This is a genomic window from Vibrio sp. 2130-1, assembly GCF_033339515.1.
This window is the reverse complement of sequence record NZ_JAWOUT010000017.1, coordinates 82,897-99,708: the sequence shown is the minus strand read 5'-3', so window position 1 is coordinate 99,708 and position 16,812 is coordinate 82,897. Positions and strand designations below refer to the sequence as shown.

Sequence of the window (16,812 nt, the reverse complement as noted above, 5' to 3'; positions counted from 1 at the left end):
GCTCGACTTGCATGTGTTAGGCCTGCCGCCAGCGTTCAATCTGAGCCATGATCAAACTCTTCAATTTAAGATTTTGTCGGCTCAATGAATACTGAACATTCCTTTCGCTAATAAATAGCAGAAGTAATGTTTGAATTGACTGTGCTCTTATTGGTTTTTACTTTTGAAAAAGTAAAACAAAACAGCTCAAGGCTGCTTCCCAATTCGAATGGTCACTTCGTTTCATTGAAACCTAATTTGATACCGAGGTATCTAATTGGATTATCATCAACGAGTGCCCACACAGATTGATAGGTCTATATTGTTAAAGAGCTTGCTTTGCGAGAAGTTTTTCTCTCAAAGCGGAGGTGCATTCTAGCGATTTAGTTGTTAGTGTCAAACACTTTTTTAAACTAATTTTTTGTAGAAGCTTTTTACCTCTTCGACCCTGCTAAAGCCTTGTGGCGTCTGCCGTGTCGATGGATGCGCATTATAGGGAGAAGATTTTCTTTGGCAATACTAAAAGTGCATTTTTTCTAAAAAAACATGCCAAATGGATACTTTCCATCCAACCCTAAAATTACCCAGAAATAACACTCAGGATTTATACAATTTACCCACAAAAAGCTGTGGATAACTACTCATCACTATCAAAGAAATAAGAAATACGCGAACGCGGATTTAGATACTCTTTTACTTTATCCGGTAATTTTGACGGATGAATCGCGTTAACTATCTTTATATCTTTTGAGGCAAGATCAATGATTGGCGCTTGCGTCCTTGGTACTGATGGATCGTAAACCAAGACATTCGGGAATAATAGATGCGATGCATTCACTGAGATAACCAGGCCGACCATATTATTAGAAAGCTGAACTACGGTACCCGGAGGAAACACGCCCATAAACTTAATTAGGATGTTCAGGTTCTCTTCTTTATATAGGTGTTTACAGTTCTTATATAAATGAGAGAGTGCGGTATAAGGAATCTTTTGATCTGAGACTATCGGTGTATGACACAAGTTATCAAACGCATTGGCTACAGCAATAATTTGAGCAAACTCGTTGATCTCATCTCCTTTCAAGCCTTTAGGATAACCAGACCCATCTCTTAGCTCATGGTGCTGCGCAATCACAATTCTCGCGACTTCGGGAAAAGCCTCGATTTGACTCGCAAGATCGACGCCATATTTAGTGTGCAACTTTAAGTAGTTGGTTTCTGGCTCTGTTAGAGGTAGTTGCTTTCTTAATATTGCAGTCGGGATTTTTATTTTCCCGATATCATGGAATAGTGCGGAGAAGGAAAGCTCTTTCAACTGTGCTGCTGAGTACCCTTTAGCACGGCCAATCATCATCGAGATAACAGCCACGTTCAATGAGTGGAAATAAATATCTTCAAACTCATTTTTTCCGTTCATCAGGTGTAACGTAACATTATCATCGCACATTAACTTCTCGACGATATCTTCAATAAGAAGCTTTGCTTCATCAACTGCTGCTGTCGGACGGTTACGGATTTTAGTCATGACTGAACGCATACGTGCCAGAGAGCGCTCAAACTCTTTTTCACACTGAATCACGCGTCGACGGTATGCACTTAACTTTTCTATGCGGTTCTGTTTTTCTTGCCACATTTTTTGAGTTTCATGATCTAACGACGCTTCATTTGTTACTCTGTCAGCTTGTCTTTGATCAACAGGGAGTGGAACGGCATCGCTTTGCTCTGGATTAAAGTAAACGAACTTTACGCCGAGGTGGCGGATCATCTCGACTTGCTCTTGGTCTTTAATCTTAAAGCTATTGAGTAGAAAGGGGTGATCGTTCCACTTTAGCGGAAGACGGATATGTAATCCGGGTTGAATACGATCGACCGTTAGTTTAATGGCTGCCACTTATTCACTACTGATTTATATTTCTTAAGAGAGTTAGAATACTAGTAAATTTTGTGAATAAATTCATCAGTAACTATCAAAACATCAAACCGTTATTTCTAAGCGACTCACTTAATTAGATAGAAGTAAGCTACTTTAAGGAGCGATCTGCTTTGCGTATTTTAAGCTTGGCCTCGAACACTGGCTTGTCTATTACTTCTTGATCTTTGACTAGCCCCATTAACGTTTGTACCGCTACACGGGCCATGTCACTGATAGGAAAGTGCACTGCTGATACTGTAGGGTAAAGACTTTCACAAAGATCAACACTGTCAAAGCTAGTTAATGAGATTTGCTCTGGTACAGAAATACTGTGCTCGTGTAAGTACTGCATTGCGCCAACCGTCATTTCTTCACTGCACGAAAAGACAGCCGTCACATCAGGGTGTCGTTGTAAAATTGCAGCCATTGCATCATAACCACTTTGCCGACCATAATTCCCTTCTTCACACCAGCTTTCATCAATATCTATACCAGCATCCTTCATTGCATCAATATACCCAAGCTTTCTCAATACACTGTTATGACGTTGGGATGGACCGGCAATACAAGCAATCTTTCGATGACCACCAGCTAAAAGGTGCTCAACGGCAATACGGCTTGCATGATGATGGTTAAAGGTAACACAACGCTCTTCTATTCCTTCCACGTAGCGATCCAGGAGAACGAAAGGTGTAGGCTGTTTAGCTAGTTCACGTAAGTCATCATCTGACAAATAACGACTATGAAGTACATAGCCGTCACAACGTAAATCATTAAAACGCTGAATTGCCTCTTTTTCACCTTGTGCAGAATGATGGCCTTGAGCTGTAATCAAAAACTTCTTATGAATATCCAGCTCGGTCTGAACCTGCTCCATCATCTCGCCAAAGAAGCCCCCCGTATAGTAAGTCACCAATAACCCAACCATATTACTGGATGAGGTTGCGAGTGAACGAGCAATTGCACTGGGACGATAATTCAATTGCGCCATAGCTTGCTCTACTTTTTTTCGAGTTTCCTCGCGAAATTTCCCCTCTCCATTAATAATTCGAGAAACGGTAGAGCGATTTACACCGGCGAGTTCGGCTACATCTTTAATCCTTGCCATAATGCTATTGGGTCCAACTGCAATTGTTATTAAATATTCGTTTGTGTAGAACGGCTGCCAGCAATTCGTAAGGTGCTATAGGGGGCGAAGCTGGCAGCCTTTAATCATACACCGACCATTTGATTGGTAGAAACAAGCTCAGAGTAATCCGTGACAGTTATACCATGATGAGCTAACTGTTCTTTTAAAATGGGAGAGGTAAGAACTTGTAACTCTAGCTCTCGCTGAAGCGCATAGCCACTCTTTAAGATAAGCGCCTGATCGGCCTCTGCCGGGTGGCACATCACCTCAACCAAGTCATAGTCAGCTTTTAAGCTCAATAGATGTGCCATTAAGCCATCCAAGCTCACTTTTTGATCATAAAACTCATCAGTAAAGATATACCTGATTGTCATCGATTCTTGACACAAGCCAGTGCCCCGCAGTGGCACTCTGTATTCATTCGCTACTTCTTTAATAACGGGCAAAATTTGAGGGTGAGTATGCGCGTGATGATGGCTATCTAAGTGGCTTAGCTCTAACCCAAGCGATAAAAAATGTTCCACCTGAGCTTTTGCTTCATCATAAATGACCTGAGTTTCGAAGTCCTGCTTACTCCAAAGTTCGTCATAGTTGATAAAGTGCGCTCGGCCGTTGGTCAAGTTAGGATGCTTCGTTATAGGCACACCTGCTGTAAACCTAAGATGAACGCCAATTTTCAAGTCTGGATTATGGCGAGCTAGTTCTAAGGCATGTTGCTCAGCATCCATACCCACCATCATGGTGGTTGAATGAACCACACCTTGCTGATGAGCTTTAACGATGCCGCTATTTACACCTCTCGTTAAACCAAAATCATCAGCATTAAAAATGACTTTCATCGGCGCCCTTCCTTAGTCTTACAACGTCGTTAGTTTAAATTGAGGTAAATACGGAGCGTTCACCGCTAGGATATCATCCAGGATTGACTTGGCGCGGCCAATGTCAGGCACCAATGGGTTATTGGTTAATGCCATAAGCGCCTTGTCATAATTACCTTCGACAGCAGCTTCTATTGTTAGCTGCTCATACGCTTTAACTTGATGGAGTAATCCTTTGATATTGTTTGACAACTCGCCAACCGCAAGAGGTTTCGCCCCCCAGCTACCAATCACGGCACTACATTCAATCACAGCATCGTCAGGTAGGCCGTTGATCGCTCCATTATTTAAAACGTTAACAACATGAATACTATTACGATTGTTATAAATTGAATCAACTAGGTTCAGTGATGCATCAGAATAATAAGCACCACCCCGCTCCTCTAACTCTTTCGGCTTATGATCGAGGGTAGGATCTTGATAGAGCTTAAATAGCGCATTTTCTGTTTCCATTACCTGCTCAGCACGAGTGCCTTTTTCATCGGCACTTTGTTTCTCTTCAGCAAGCATGGCATCAGTTTGGTAGAAGTAACGATGATAAGGACATGGTATCGCCCCCAGTGCTTTTAGAAATGCCGGATCCCACGGCTCTTCCCAGATATTCTTCATACTGAAGTTGGCACCATCACCAACTTTCTCTAATACCGTTTGAGTAATATCTTCCCCATTGAGCCATGCTTTGTGTACCCACACGAGATGGTTTAACCCAGCAAACTCAAGTTGTAGCTCTTTTGGCTCGCACTCCATCATTTCTGCAATCATCATTTCCATTGAAACGGGCACATTGCATAAACCAATACTTTTTACTTTGGTGTACTTACTGACCGCTTCGGAAACTAAACCCGCTGGGTTGGTGAAATTGAGCATCCATGCGTTTGGAGCCAACTCTTCAATGTCTTTACAGATATCAAGAATGACCGGAATGGTTCGCAGTGCTTTAGCAAAACCACCAGGGCCCGTTGTTTCTTGGCCGATGACGTCGTACTTGATTGGGATTCGCTCATCATTAGCGCGAGCAGCAAGGCCACCAACACGAAACTGCGTCATCACAAAATCCGCATCTTTTATCGCAGCACGGCGATCGAAACTGGCTTTTATCTCAATTTTTGCTCCGGCTTTATCGACCATTCGCTGAGCCAATCCTTTGATGATCTCAAGCTTCTCAGCTCCTGACTCAATGTCCACAAAATGAATCTTCCTAACGGGTAAATATTCTAAGCGCTTAATAACTCCTTCAACCAATTCCGGGGTATAGCTACTACCACCGCCAATAATGGCAAGTTTGATCGCCTCTCTAGACATTTTCATCCCCCTTTATTTGTTCGAGATTTTTTTGTTCAGTGCGACGATTTCTACAGCCATCTCTTGAGCCAAAATCGTAGTCATTAGGTGATCTTGAGCATGCACCATCACTAACGTCATCGGGACTTTCCCTTCTCCCTGATCTTCTTCAATAAGCTGAGTCTGTATTAAGTGGGCTTTATTAATGCACTCTCTTGCTTGAGAGAGCTTCTCATCAGCCGCTTCAAAATCTTGTTCTCGAGATAAACGCAATGCCTCGTAGCTTAAACTTCTGGCTTCACCAGCATTGCAAATGATCTCCATTACAACCAATTCTTGTTCCATCATTTTCTCTCCGAAAATCGGGCCGCGTAATTGCGGCCCATTAAGTACAGTTAAGCAGTAACGCCTTCGCCTGACGGCTGCGTGTCACCTTTAGTTTCCTTCGTCGTTGGTAGTTCTTGCTCCAACATTTGCTTCTCAAACATTTTGAAGAATGGGAAGTAGATGATTAGATCAAGAATTAATAAACCAATGACGAGCAATACTGGCGCAAAGGTCCAACCGCTACCCCACGAAGCACCTATCAGTGCCGGTGTTGTCCAAGGTGTTGTAGCGACACCCATACCCACAAAGCCGACATGCACAGCAAAATACGCAATCGTAGCGTTGATGACTGGAGCGAAGACGAACGGGATAAACAAGGTCGGGTTCATCACAACTGGGCTACCGAAGATCACAGGTTCGTTGATTTGGAAAAAGCCAGGCACCGCACTCATTCGACCAATGCTCTTAAGGTGAACAGAACGGCTAAACGACATCAGCATAACAAGAGCAAGTGTTGCACCAGAGCCGCCAATAAAGATGTAAAAATCCCAGAACGGTTGAGTAAATACGTTTGGAATCGGTTCACCTGCAACAAAGGCTTCAATGTTGGCACCAATGTTGGTCAAAAAGATTGGAGAAAGCAGTCCAACAACAATTGCAGCACCATGAATACCCGCAAACCAAAGTAGCTGGCAAAGCAATAAAGCGCCAATAATGGCAGGCAATGAGTTAGACGCACTAATTAGCGGTTTAAAGATAGCCATAACAGCATCTGGAATCAGCATGTCGTACTGGGTTTGTACGAAAAGGCTAAGTGGATATAAGGTAATGAATATCGCTAAGACTGGTAGCAATACTTCAAATGATCGCGCAATCGCCGGTGGCACCTGCTCTGGCATGCGAATCGTAATATTGTGCTTTTTCATAAAACGGTAGAGCTCCACCGAGAAAAATGCACACATCACTGCGGTGAAGATCCCGGTTCCGCCCATGTGAGACATAGACAACGCGCCATCTTTAGCTGGGGCCGCAATGAGTAAAAAAGACATTAGTGACAATACAGCACTCGTGATCCCATCCATCTTGTAAGCCTTCGCTAAACTATAAGCAACGCCCAGCGAAACAAAAATGGTCATGATCCCCATCGACATGTTGTAGGGCATCATTATGGTATCAAAATGTGTAGTGGCGAAATCGAGCCAAATTCGACCAAAAGTAAAGGTTGTATCTTCGGCAAATGGGGGGAATGCAAAAATCAAAATGAAACTACCGACAATAATAAACGGCATTGCGACAATAAAACCGTCTCTCATTGCGCGAACATGGGGCTGATTCCCCACTTTAGCTGCTATAGGTGCTATATGCTTTTCGACTGCGCCTATAATTGCGTCATAAAGCTTCATAGAATCCATCCTTATTTTAGGCAAAAGAATCCCGCATCAAATATTTATATTTGATGTACAGTTATCTTTTTAATTTAAAACTATAGTTTAGTTAATTAATTCTAATGCTTGCTCTAGTACTTCTTCTCCCTTCATCATTCCATAATGCTGAGGAGAAATAGCATCAATGTTTTTACCATGCTCTTGCGCCGTTTTTCTTAGCTCTTCTAGCTGAAAACGTACTTGAGGCCCGAGAAGACAAACATCGTACTCTTTAATTACATCTTCAAACGCATTCACTGACATTGCATCAATTTTGCACTCAATTCCTTTATTTTCAGCAGCTTGCTCCATTTTCTTAACAAGCATACTGGTTGACATCCCTGCGCTACAGCATAAAAGGATCTTTTTCATAGCCTTACTCCCGTTGTGTAAATTTCAACCTGTAAAAACTGTAGCAAAAATAACCAAGACAAAAAAGCGCAACCGGTTGCATTATTCGTGAACACAATCCCAATTTAGAAAATACCACCTATTTTTTTGTAATTATTTAGGTCTAGGATAAAAGTCATAAAATAATTTAAGACATCACATTAAGTTTCAAGTTATCAATATTTTACTACTGACAACGTCGTTATTAATTTCTTAAAAGGAATAGAGAATGAAATTTAATAAATTGGCTATTGCAGCGCTTGTAAGTGCCGCACTATCACAGCACTCACTTGCTCAAACCGACTCTAAAGGCACCATTTATCTAACGTTTGATGATGGACCAATCAATGCATCTATTGACGTTATTCAAGTACTTAACCAGGAAGATATCAAAGCGACGTTTTACTTTAATGCTTGGCATTTAGATGGAATTGGTGATGAGAATGAAGACCGTTCGCTAGAAGCCTTAAAGCTCGCATTAGACACTGGTCATATTGTCGCGAACCATAGTTACGATCATATGGTTCATAATTGCGTTGATGAGTTTGGACCGAACAGTGCTGCGGAGTGTAATGCGACCGGGGACCACCAGCTTAACTCGTATCAAGACCCTGTTTACGATGCCTCAATGTTTACGGAAAACTTATCTGTGTTAGCAAAGTATTTGCCGAACATTACAAGCTACCCGAACTACAAGGCAACAGAGTTTGCTAGACTGCCCTACACCAACGGTTGGCGCGTGACGAAAGACTTCAAAGCAGATGGGTTATGCGCCACGTCTGATGACCTGAAACCTTGGGAACCAGGATATGTATGCGATACATCCAACCCATCCAACAGTGTAAAAGCAGCTATCGAGGTTCAAAATATCCTAGCGAATAACGGCTATCAAACTCACGGTTGGGATGTGGACTGGGCACCTGAAAATTGGGGCATTGAAATGCCAGCAAACAGCCTTACAGAAGCAGAAGCATTTCTTGGATATGTGGATTCCGCGTTAAACACTTGTGCACCAACAACGATTAACCCGATCAACTCCAAAGCTCAAGAGTTCCCATGTGGTACACCTTTACACGCCGATAAAGTTATCGTATTAACTCACGAGTTCCTATTTGAAGATGGTAAGCGTGGCATGGGTGCAACGCAAAACCTACCTAAGCTCGCTAAGTTTATACAGTTAGCAAAACAAGCGGGTTATGACTTCGACACAATGGATAACTACACACCGAACTGGCAAGTTGGTCATAACTACGACGCTGGCGATTACGTCTTACACCTAGGTACTGTATACCAGGCTGTAACAAACCATACTGCACAACAAGATTGGGTACCGTCTCCAACCTCTAGCCTCTGGACAAATGCGGACCCAGCCACTAACTGGACTCAGAATGTTTCCTATAAACAAGGTGATGTGGTCACTTATCAAGGTTTGCGTTATCTAGTTGATGTACCGCACGTGTCCCAAGCAGACTGGACTCCGAACACTCAAAATACCTTGTTCACAGCTCTATAGGCTGTTCTTACTATCACCATGTAGTAGTTTGCGCGAGGCATACCCCTCGCGCTTTTTTTGTTTTGAAGATCCAGATACAACAAAGCCCCGACTTCCATCGAGGCTCTGTCTTAAAATATGGTACCGGTGGACGGAGTTGATTGGACTGGCATTCCTGCCGCCACCGCGAAGGCAACGCTAACTTCCTTTTGATATTTACGAGCACCTAAAACGACGAAAGGCCGCTATAAAAGCGACCTTTCTAATATGGTACCGGTGGGCGGACTTGAACCGCCACGCCCGAAGGCAACGGATTTTGAATCCGTCGTGTATACCAATTTCACCACACCGGCATCTTTGGGCTATTGCCCTTTGATGGTTGGCATTATACGTAAGCTTTTGACCTGCGCAAGCAGAAATACCTTAAATAACTATCGTTTGCTGATAATTTCGCCACAAAGTGTGACAAAGCTGTACTCATAAGAAACGTACGCTCCATGTTCTACTACTCTTCCAGATGAAAATGAGTATACGAAACTCTTTTTAAGTTCTATTCACTGTAATATCAGAAACATAACCATTCCCAATGCTCGACAACGCATTATGGAGCATCTCTGCGGCATCTTCTGCTTGCATGAAGTGACTCGTGTCCATCGTATTGCCGCTTGTTTTCCAGAATTCCGTATCCATTCCACCAGGATAAACCGCGATGATTTTCATAGGTTTTCCTTTTAGCTCCAAACGAACCGACTCAATTAATCCTTTGACGGCCCATTTCACTGCACAATACGTAGACTCTTGCGCTTTAGGTTGTTGCGCGGCTGTGGACATGATCATGACCACTTTTATTGGATGATCTTTGTAACGCTTTACTAACTCTCTTAACACATGAATCGCAGAATTCAGGTTGTTATCAATCAACTTTTGAATCTCTTCCGGCTCCTGCTCTTCCAGTAAGCCAAAATAACCACTTCCCGCACTATGAATGACCATTTCAGGGGACTGTTTCACCCCATCAAAGAGCTGTTTCACATTTTGGTGCGATGAGAGGTTGCAAGCTTGATAACCAACGTTATGAGAGAGTTGTTTTGCTAGTGCGAATAGTTTTTCTGTATTTCTTCCTATTACATACGTCTCTTTGCCTTCCGCATCATAACGCTTTGCTAGTTCCGCCCCTAAGCCGCTACTTGCACCTGTAATTACAATCATGCGCTACCTCTTTTCAATCACATACTTTTAATTCATCTATCAATTAAGGTAACAGAATCGTTGTAATTCACACCTCAAGAACACCATTCTTTGAGGCAAGCAGCTTTCTTACTTTCGTGATGCATGAAATATCAAGCAGAACGACGGGCATTTAACCTATGCTTAAGCAAGAATAACTTTCTGAATTTTCTATCGACTTTCTAGTGAGAACTGAATAGGAGCAAAGAATGACTGGGTCAAAATGGCAGTGGTTACTGAAACAGATGACACGAAAACTGTGGGTCCGGACGTCACTCTACGCATTACTAGCTGTTGCTACCGCCTTAATGTCGATTGTTTTAAACCAGTTCATTACTCTGCCCCCTGCCATCAACGTCAGCAAGGATTTGTTGAACAACATATTAAATATCCTCGCAACCTCCATGCTTGCAGTGACTACATTCTCTCTCAATATTATGGTCTCAGCGTACAGTGCCGCTAGTGCAGGGGTAACGCCGCGAGCGACAAAACTGTTGATGGAAGACAGCACAACACAAAATGCCTTAGCAACCTTTCTTGGCTCTTTTCTATTTAGTTTGGTAGGAATTATCGCGCTAGGTATTGGGGCCTATCATCAACAAGCACAAATTTATCTATTCATCGTGACTATCGCCGTAATCGTGATGATCATACTCACTCTGCTACGTTGGATTCAGCACCTTTCCGTACTAGGAAGGGTCAGTGAAACCACTTCATACGTAGAGCAAGCCTTGTTAGATGCGATAAGAAAACGGGGCAAAGAGCGCTGGCTAGGTGCTCACCCATGGAGCCACCCAGAGCATAAGCCCAGAGGAAGTAAACCTATTTTGAGCCAAGAAATTGGCTACTTACAGCATGTTGATATGCATCACCTCGATAGTATTGCTGAAGCAAACCAATGCACCATCTACCTTGAGCGACAACCGGGAAGTTTTGTGTACGTAGGTCAACCATTGGCTTGGGTTTGTGGTGAATTGCCAGACGAAAGCGAAGTAACGGCAGCCTTCACGATTCGAACGGAGCGTTCATATGATCAGGACCCTCGCTTTGGTTTAGTCGTTATGGCGGAAATCGCCTCACGAGCACTATCTCCGGCTGTAAATGATAATGGCACCGCAATTGACGTTCTTGGGCGTTCTGTACGAGCACTTTCATTATGGGGAGACCTACTCAGTGAGCCGCCTACCAAAACTCGATATCCTAGACTATTTGTGCCCGCATTGAGCTGCCAGGATTTGTTTGATGATGTCTTTTTGCCGATAGCACACGATGGTGCAGCGCAACTCCAAATACAGATTCGCCTACAAAAGGCCTTGCTAGCTCTCTCTAGTATGCACCCTAAGTTATTTTTGTCACCAGCAATCAAGCTGTCAGAAAAAGCTTTAGAACTTTCATTAAGCCAACATTATACCGAAGATGAGAAACACCAACTCTCTCAGCTATCTAATCTGGTCACAGACCAAAAAGCCAATGGTTAAGAGAGTCGAATTCAGTTGAAACATATTGCTGCACGGCCTCGTGTATCATGACATGTGCTGATAACGTAGGGCAGAAAAGTCTCTTCGTTTATACACAATTAAAGACTCTGTGCGTTAGGTCTCTTTTCTCTTGGTGAGGGAATCTATATTCTGACGCACAATTTTTAAGGTAAGTGATGGAATAATGACAACGTCTACAACTCTTCCACCTGCAGGTCTCTTTCGTCGACTTGCAGCGTTGATTTACGACACATTGATTATTATCGCAATTGAAATGATGGCCGCTGGTATTGTTATGGCCGTTGTGTTTGCACTAAATGCAGCAGGATTGTTGAGCTATGGCGAGTACGCTGATGCCGCAGATATGCTCGGAAAGCACCCTGTATTGAGCCCTCTATTTACACTTTATCTTGCGGGTGTGTGGATATATTTCTTTGTGTTCTTCTGGACGCGAGCAGGACAAACTCTTGGGATGCGCGCTTGGAAACTTCGAGTTCGCAATGCCAAAGACGGAGCACCAATTACGGTAACTCAAGCTCTGATTCGTATTTCGACATCTGGCTTTGGCTTGGCAAATTTGACTGTACCGATTGATCCGAAGAAACGTGGTTTCCACGACATTTGGGCCAAAACAGAGGTTGTTGTATTACCCAAGGCAAACTAACTTGTCTAGGAACACAAAAAAGGAAGGCGTAATGCCTTCCTTTTACATTTGGTTCGGTAAAACTTGGTTTATTCGATGATGCTTCAGTTATAGCTTTCTTCGTAGTAGTGCAATCGCAATAGCTAAGAACACCAAACTCGGGGCCAAAGCACCAAACACTGGGGATATGCCATACACCAAGCTTAATGGGCCAAAGAACTCACTGGATATGTAAAAAGTAAACCCGGCAACCACGCCCGACAATACCCTTGCCCCCATGGTCACGCTTCTGAGTGGACCGAAAACAAAAGATAGCGCCATTAACATCATCACAGCAATTGAAAGCGGCTGAGTCAACTTACGCCAAAACGCCAACTCATAGCGAGATGCATCTTGTTCCGATGCTTTTAGGTAAGTCACATAATCATACAAACCGCTCAGTGACAGTTCTTCTGGCTTCACGGTCACCACAGCTAGCTTATCCGGTGCCAAAGAGGTGTGCCACTCCATCTGTTCGATGTCTTGCTTTGAAATTACGTTTTCATTTTCCATGTCCGTAATTTGTACGTAGCGCATCAGCCAGTTGTTATCTTGTTGGTAGTCGACTTCTTCGGCGAAAATAACTTTTTGTAGATTCTTATCATCATCAAAACGCCACATATTTAAAGCATAAAGTTTGTCGTCTTCGACTTTACCTATAAAGATAAAGTCGTTTGCGTCACGAGCCCACACACCTGAGCGCACAGACACAATGCTACCACCTGATATCGCAAACGCACGTAAGTCACGGGCCATCTTCTGGGCCTCAGGAGCGCCCCATTGACCTAACGCCATAACGACAATCATGAGCGGGACGGCCGTTTTTAGTACCGATAACCCGATATCCAGCTTAGAGAAACCAGCAGCTTGCATCACCACCAGCTCAGAGCTTGAAGCCAACATACCTAAGCCGATCAGGGCACCGAGTAATGCCGCCATTGGAAAGAACATTTCGATATCACGCGGCACACTGAGTAACACAAAGTACAACGCATGAGTGAGGTCGTACACACCTCGCCCTACTTTACGTAGCTGTTCTACATATTTGATGATGCCCGATAAGCCAACAAACGTCGCTAAAACCAAGGCAGTGGTAGAGATGATGGTTCTACCGATGTAAAGGTCTAAGATTTTGAACACAGCTTACGCGAGCCTCTTCTTGCGGAATTTGTCTTTTATTCGTCTAGCAGCAACGCTGTCCATCATATTCGCCATGATAGCAACAATCAGCAACATCGCATTGATTGGCCACATACCAATAGCAGCCGGGATGTCACCATCTTCTAATGCAGATTTGGTTGCACTGATCGCCAAGAAATACGCTAGATAGATCAGAATCGCAGGCCCCATTTTGGCAAACCGTCCCTGACGCGGATTCACCGCAGACAAAGGAATAACGAGCATTGTTAAGAGTGGAATACACACAAATAACGAAATTCGCCATTGTAGCTCCGCTTGCGCCTCTGGATCTGGGTGACCTATCAAGTCAACCGTTGGGTATGCTTCCCAGTCTCGCCCTTTCTTTTTGACCTCACGTTGGCCGATAACACCTTCGTATTCATCGAATTTCGTGATCATATATTCAACGCGAGTAGGCACACCTTCATAACGCGTACCTTCTTTCATAGTGATGATCTGACGACCGTCCGAAAGCTCTTTTACTTCACCAGAAGATGAGAACATCACACTCGGTAACACTGAATCTCGAGGGCGCATCTGCGCAACAAAAACGTTGCTCAAGGTATTGTCTTTAATGTCATCGATGAACACAACCGATGAACCGTCTGGTGTACCTTGGAACTGACCTTTTTTAAGTAGGTCAACGCTGTTTTCTGACGCTACCTGCTCATAAAGCTGCTCAACGCGGTCTTGAGACCACGGCGATAGCCACAACGCATTGAAAGCCGCCACCGCTGAAGTAATCAACGCTAGGTATAAGGCTGCTTGAACCAAGAATTTATTACCAATACCTGTCGCGTTCATTACGACAATTTCGCTCTCTGCATACAGACGACCAAATGTGATCAATATGCCGATATACAGACTTAAAGGCAGCATTAACAGACCCATTGCTGGCATGTTCAAACCAACAATAGAGAAAATCAATCCAGCAGGAATATCCCCATCAGAAGCATCAGCAAGAACACTTATGAATTTCTGGCTTACAAACACCAAAAAAAGTACGAAAAAAATCGCAAATTGGCTCTTGAGTGTTTCGCGGATCAAATATCTAACAATAATCACGCTGAAATTACCTATACAAAACTTGTTTTTTTGGTCGAATCACTATAGTTTCCCGTTGAACCATTTATTTTTTTAAAAATTATAAACTAGATGTTAGTCGCTTAATCAGCTCTGCATGTAAGCCTGGAGCTAAAATTCAACAAGTAAGCGATCATTATCTAACATTTAGAGCAATTTGTCTTCAGGATGTAGGAGTACGCATGGAGTTCAGTGTAAAAAGTGGCAGTCCAGAGAAACAACGTAGCGCATGTATCGTTGTTGGTGTGTTTGAACCACGTCGCCTTTCTCCAGTAGCCGAACAACTTGATAAAATCAGTGACGGTTACATCAGTTCACTACTTCGCCGTGGTGATCTAGAGGGTAAACCTGGTCAGATGCTGCTACTGCATCAAGTACCAGGTGTTTTGTCAGAGCGCGTTTTACTTGTCGGTTGCGGCAAAGAGCGTGAACTTGGCGAGCGCCAGTACAAGGAAATCATTCAAAAGACGATCAGCACACTTAACGAGACAGGCTCAATGGAAGCGGTATGTTTCCTAACTGAACTGCATGTTAAGGGTCGTGATACATACTGGAAAGTGCGCCAGGCTGTAGAAGCGACTAAAGATGGTCTATACACATTTAATCAATTCAAGAGCGTGAAACCTGAGACTCGCCGCCCACTGCGCAAGCTTGTTTTCAACGTACCAACGCGTCGTGAATTGAACTTGGGTGAAAAAGCAATCACTCATGGTCTTGCTATTGCATCAGGTGTCAAAGCCTCAAAAGACCTTGGCAACATGCCGCCAAACGTAGCTAATCCAGCTTACCTTGCTTCTCAAGCTCGTCGTCTAGCGGACGATTACGAAACCGTAACCACCAAAATCATTGGTGAGCAAGAGATGGAAAAACTGGGTATGACCTCTTACCTAGCAGTAGGCCGTGGTTCTAAAAACGAATCTATGATGTCTATCATCGAGTACAAAGGTAACCCTGACTCAGATGCAAAACCGATTGTGCTCGTAGGTAAAGGTCTAACCTTCGACTCAGGCGGTATCTCTCTAAAGCCGGGCGAAGGTATGGATGAGATGAAGTACGACATGTGTGGTGCGGCATCGGTATTCGGTACAATGAAAGCGCTAGCGAAGCTGAACCTACCAATCAACGTTATTGGTGTTCTAGCTGGCTGTGAAAACATGCCTGGCAGCAACGCGTACCGTCCAGGTGACATCCTAACGACCATGTCTGGTCAAACTGTAGAAGTTCTGAACACGGATGCGGAAGGTCGTCTTGTTCTTTGTGACGCACTGACTTATGTAGAGCGTTTCGAACCAGACTGTGTTGTTGATGTTGCAACGCTAACCGGCGCTTGTGTTATCGCACTAGGTCACCACATCAGTGGCGTTATCTCTAACCACAACCCTCTTTCTCATGAGCTAGTAAATGCTTCTGAGCAAGCGAGTGACCGTGCATGGCGTCTACCAATGGCAGACGAGTACCACGAACAGTTGAAGAGCCCGTTTGCGGATATGGCAAACATTGGTGGTCGCCCTGGTGGCACAATTACTGCGGGTTGCTTCTTATCTAAGTTCGCGAAGAAGTACAACTGGGCACACGTCGATATCGCAGGTACCGCGTGGAAATCAGGCGCAGCGAAAGGCTCAACGGGCCGTCCTGTCTCAATGCTTGTCCAATTCCTTTTGAACCGCAGCGGCCAAGAGACAGAAGAGTAATTTCTGAACAGAATCTAAAAGGGCCGCAAGGCCCTTTTTTATTACCTCGATTTTCTTGATTGAAAATCGGATTTAATATGGTTTCAGGAAGAGACCATCGGCAAGTGAGAGAATGATGCAAACAGCAACCTTCTACATCATTAATGAAGAGAGCCCGCAAGCAACGGTGACTGGCTTTGAAGAATACATCGTGTTTTTGGCTCAGCACTTTGCTCGTCAAGGCGCAAAAGTGTATCTGAACTGCCAAGACAAACCGCATGCCGAGCAGCTCGCTGAAGCCTTTTGGCAAATTGATGCAGACAAGTTCATGGCACATAATCTTGTAGGCGAAGGACCGAAATACGCCACCAATATTGAAATCGGCCATGAAGGTGTAAAACCTAATTGGAACCGCCAGCTGGTAATTAATTTGGCGGAAAATGAGACAACCTTTGCGAACAAGTTTGCTCAAGTGGTAGACTTCGTGCCCTGCGAAGAAAAAGCTAAACAACTCGCAAGAGAAAGATATAAAATTTACCGTCAAGCAGGTTACCAGCTGCAAACGATCGAAATTCAATATCCTTAACGGTCAATCCTTATAGTTAAGGCGATCTTGTTAAGATCCCTCACTTATAAAGATTGACTAAGATTCAACCATCAACGTATCCATTAAAAGAGCGC

15 protein-coding genes, 1 tRNA gene and 1 rRNA gene are annotated in these 16,812 nt (G+C 43.7%); 5 read left to right on the top strand and 12 right to left on the bottom strand.

The window, feature by feature from the left end; translation table 11 throughout:
• From R7Q09_RS20645 to R7Q09_RS20610, 8 genes are all read right to left on the bottom strand, one after another.
• Positions 1-67 (bottom strand): 16S ribosomal RNA (locus tag R7Q09_RS20645); the annotation flags it as partial.
• A gap of 549 nt (positions 68-616) precedes the next feature.
• On the bottom strand, positions 617-1,870 hold the full coding sequence (locus R7Q09_RS20640; RefSeq protein WP_005381029.1) for an HD-GYP domain-containing protein: 1,254 nt from the start codon (positions 1,868-1,870) through the stop codon (positions 617-619).
• 130 nt (positions 1,871-2,000) lie between these two features.
• Positions 2,001-2,999, bottom strand: a complete 999-nt coding sequence (locus tag R7Q09_RS20635; RefSeq protein ID WP_005381031.1) for a LacI family DNA-binding transcriptional regulator — start codon at positions 2,997-2,999, stop codon at positions 2,001-2,003.
• A gap of 104 nt (positions 3,000-3,103) precedes the next feature.
• Positions 3,104-3,859 carry a chitin disaccharide deacetylase gene (gene chbG / locus R7Q09_RS20630; protein ID WP_054579416.1) on the bottom strand — a complete coding sequence of 252 codons (756 nt, stop codon included), beginning with the start codon at positions 3,857-3,859 and terminating at the stop codon, positions 3,104-3,106.
• A gap of 18 nt (positions 3,860-3,877) precedes the next feature.
• Complete coding sequence (locus R7Q09_RS20625) at positions 3,878-5,200, bottom strand: 6-phospho-beta-glucosidase (RefSeq protein WP_054579417.1); 1,323 nt, start codon at positions 5,198-5,200, stop codon at positions 3,878-3,880.
• Positions 5,201-5,212: 12 nt separating this feature from the next.
• Positions 5,213-5,524 (bottom strand): PTS lactose/cellobiose transporter subunit IIA, encoded by a 312-nt coding sequence (locus R7Q09_RS20620; protein WP_031777269.1) that lies wholly within the window; start codon positions 5,522-5,524, stop codon positions 5,213-5,215.
• A 50-nt stretch (positions 5,525-5,574) separates the two neighbouring features.
• On the bottom strand, positions 5,575-6,909 hold the full coding sequence (locus tag R7Q09_RS20615; RefSeq protein ID WP_005381064.1) for a PTS sugar transporter subunit IIC: 1,335 nt from the start codon (positions 6,907-6,909) through the stop codon (positions 5,575-5,577).
• 87 nt (positions 6,910-6,996) lie between these two features.
• Positions 6,997-7,302, bottom strand: a complete 306-nt coding sequence (locus R7Q09_RS20610; RefSeq protein ID WP_020480920.1) for a PTS sugar transporter subunit IIB — start codon at positions 7,300-7,302, stop codon at positions 6,997-6,999.
• A 247-nt stretch (positions 7,303-7,549) separates the two neighbouring features.
• Here R7Q09_RS20610 and R7Q09_RS20605 point away from each other — a divergent pair, with 247 nt between their 5' ends.
• Entirely contained in the window at positions 7,550-8,833 is a 1,284-nt protein-coding gene (locus tag R7Q09_RS20605; RefSeq protein ID WP_318071108.1) for a carbohydrate-binding protein, read from the top strand.
• Positions 8,834-9,080: 247 nt separating this feature from the next.
• Here R7Q09_RS20605 and R7Q09_RS20600 read toward each other — a convergent pair.
• Positions 9,081-9,165: transfer RNA gene (locus tag R7Q09_RS20600), tRNA-Leu, on the bottom strand.
• A 190-nt stretch (positions 9,166-9,355) separates the two neighbouring features.
• Positions 9,356-10,021, bottom strand: a complete 666-nt coding sequence (locus tag R7Q09_RS20595; protein WP_170894146.1) for an SDR family NAD(P)-dependent oxidoreductase — start codon at positions 10,019-10,021, stop codon at positions 9,356-9,358.
• A 227-nt stretch (positions 10,022-10,248) separates the two neighbouring features.
• On the opposite strand from R7Q09_RS20595, the gene R7Q09_RS20590 reads away from it, so the two are divergent.
• Entirely contained in the window at positions 10,249-11,517 is a 1,269-nt protein-coding gene (locus R7Q09_RS20590) for a DUF2254 domain-containing protein (RefSeq protein WP_005385537.1), read from the top strand.
• A 184-nt stretch (positions 11,518-11,701) separates the two neighbouring features.
• Complete coding sequence (locus tag R7Q09_RS20585) at positions 11,702-12,181, top strand: RDD family protein (RefSeq protein ID WP_005381070.1); 480 nt, start codon at positions 11,702-11,704, stop codon at positions 12,179-12,181.
• Positions 12,182-12,268: 87 nt separating this feature from the next.
• Here R7Q09_RS20585 and lptG read toward each other — a convergent pair whose 3' ends face one another.
• Positions 12,269-13,339, bottom strand: a complete 1,071-nt coding sequence (lptG, locus tag R7Q09_RS20580; RefSeq protein WP_005381071.1) for an LPS export ABC transporter permease LptG — start codon at positions 13,337-13,339, stop codon at positions 12,269-12,271.
• A 3-nt stretch (positions 13,340-13,342) separates the two neighbouring features.
• Positions 13,343-14,443 (bottom strand): LPS export ABC transporter permease LptF, encoded by a 1,101-nt coding sequence (gene lptF / locus R7Q09_RS20575; protein ID WP_005381072.1) that lies wholly within the window; start codon positions 14,441-14,443, stop codon positions 13,343-13,345.
• A gap of 200 nt (positions 14,444-14,643) precedes the next feature.
• Between lptF and pepA the strand changes: the two genes are divergently transcribed.
• Positions 14,644-16,152 carry a leucyl aminopeptidase gene (pepA, locus tag R7Q09_RS20570; RefSeq protein WP_005381073.1) on the top strand — a complete coding sequence of 503 codons (1,509 nt, stop codon included), beginning with the start codon at positions 14,644-14,646 and terminating at the stop codon, positions 16,150-16,152.
• 115 nt (positions 16,153-16,267) lie between these two features.
• Positions 16,268-16,717: a DNA polymerase III subunit chi gene (locus R7Q09_RS20565; RefSeq protein ID WP_009703970.1), complete on the top strand. Its 450-nt coding sequence runs from the start codon at positions 16,268-16,270 to the stop codon at positions 16,715-16,717.
• Positions 16,718-16,812 lie beyond the last annotated feature (95 nt).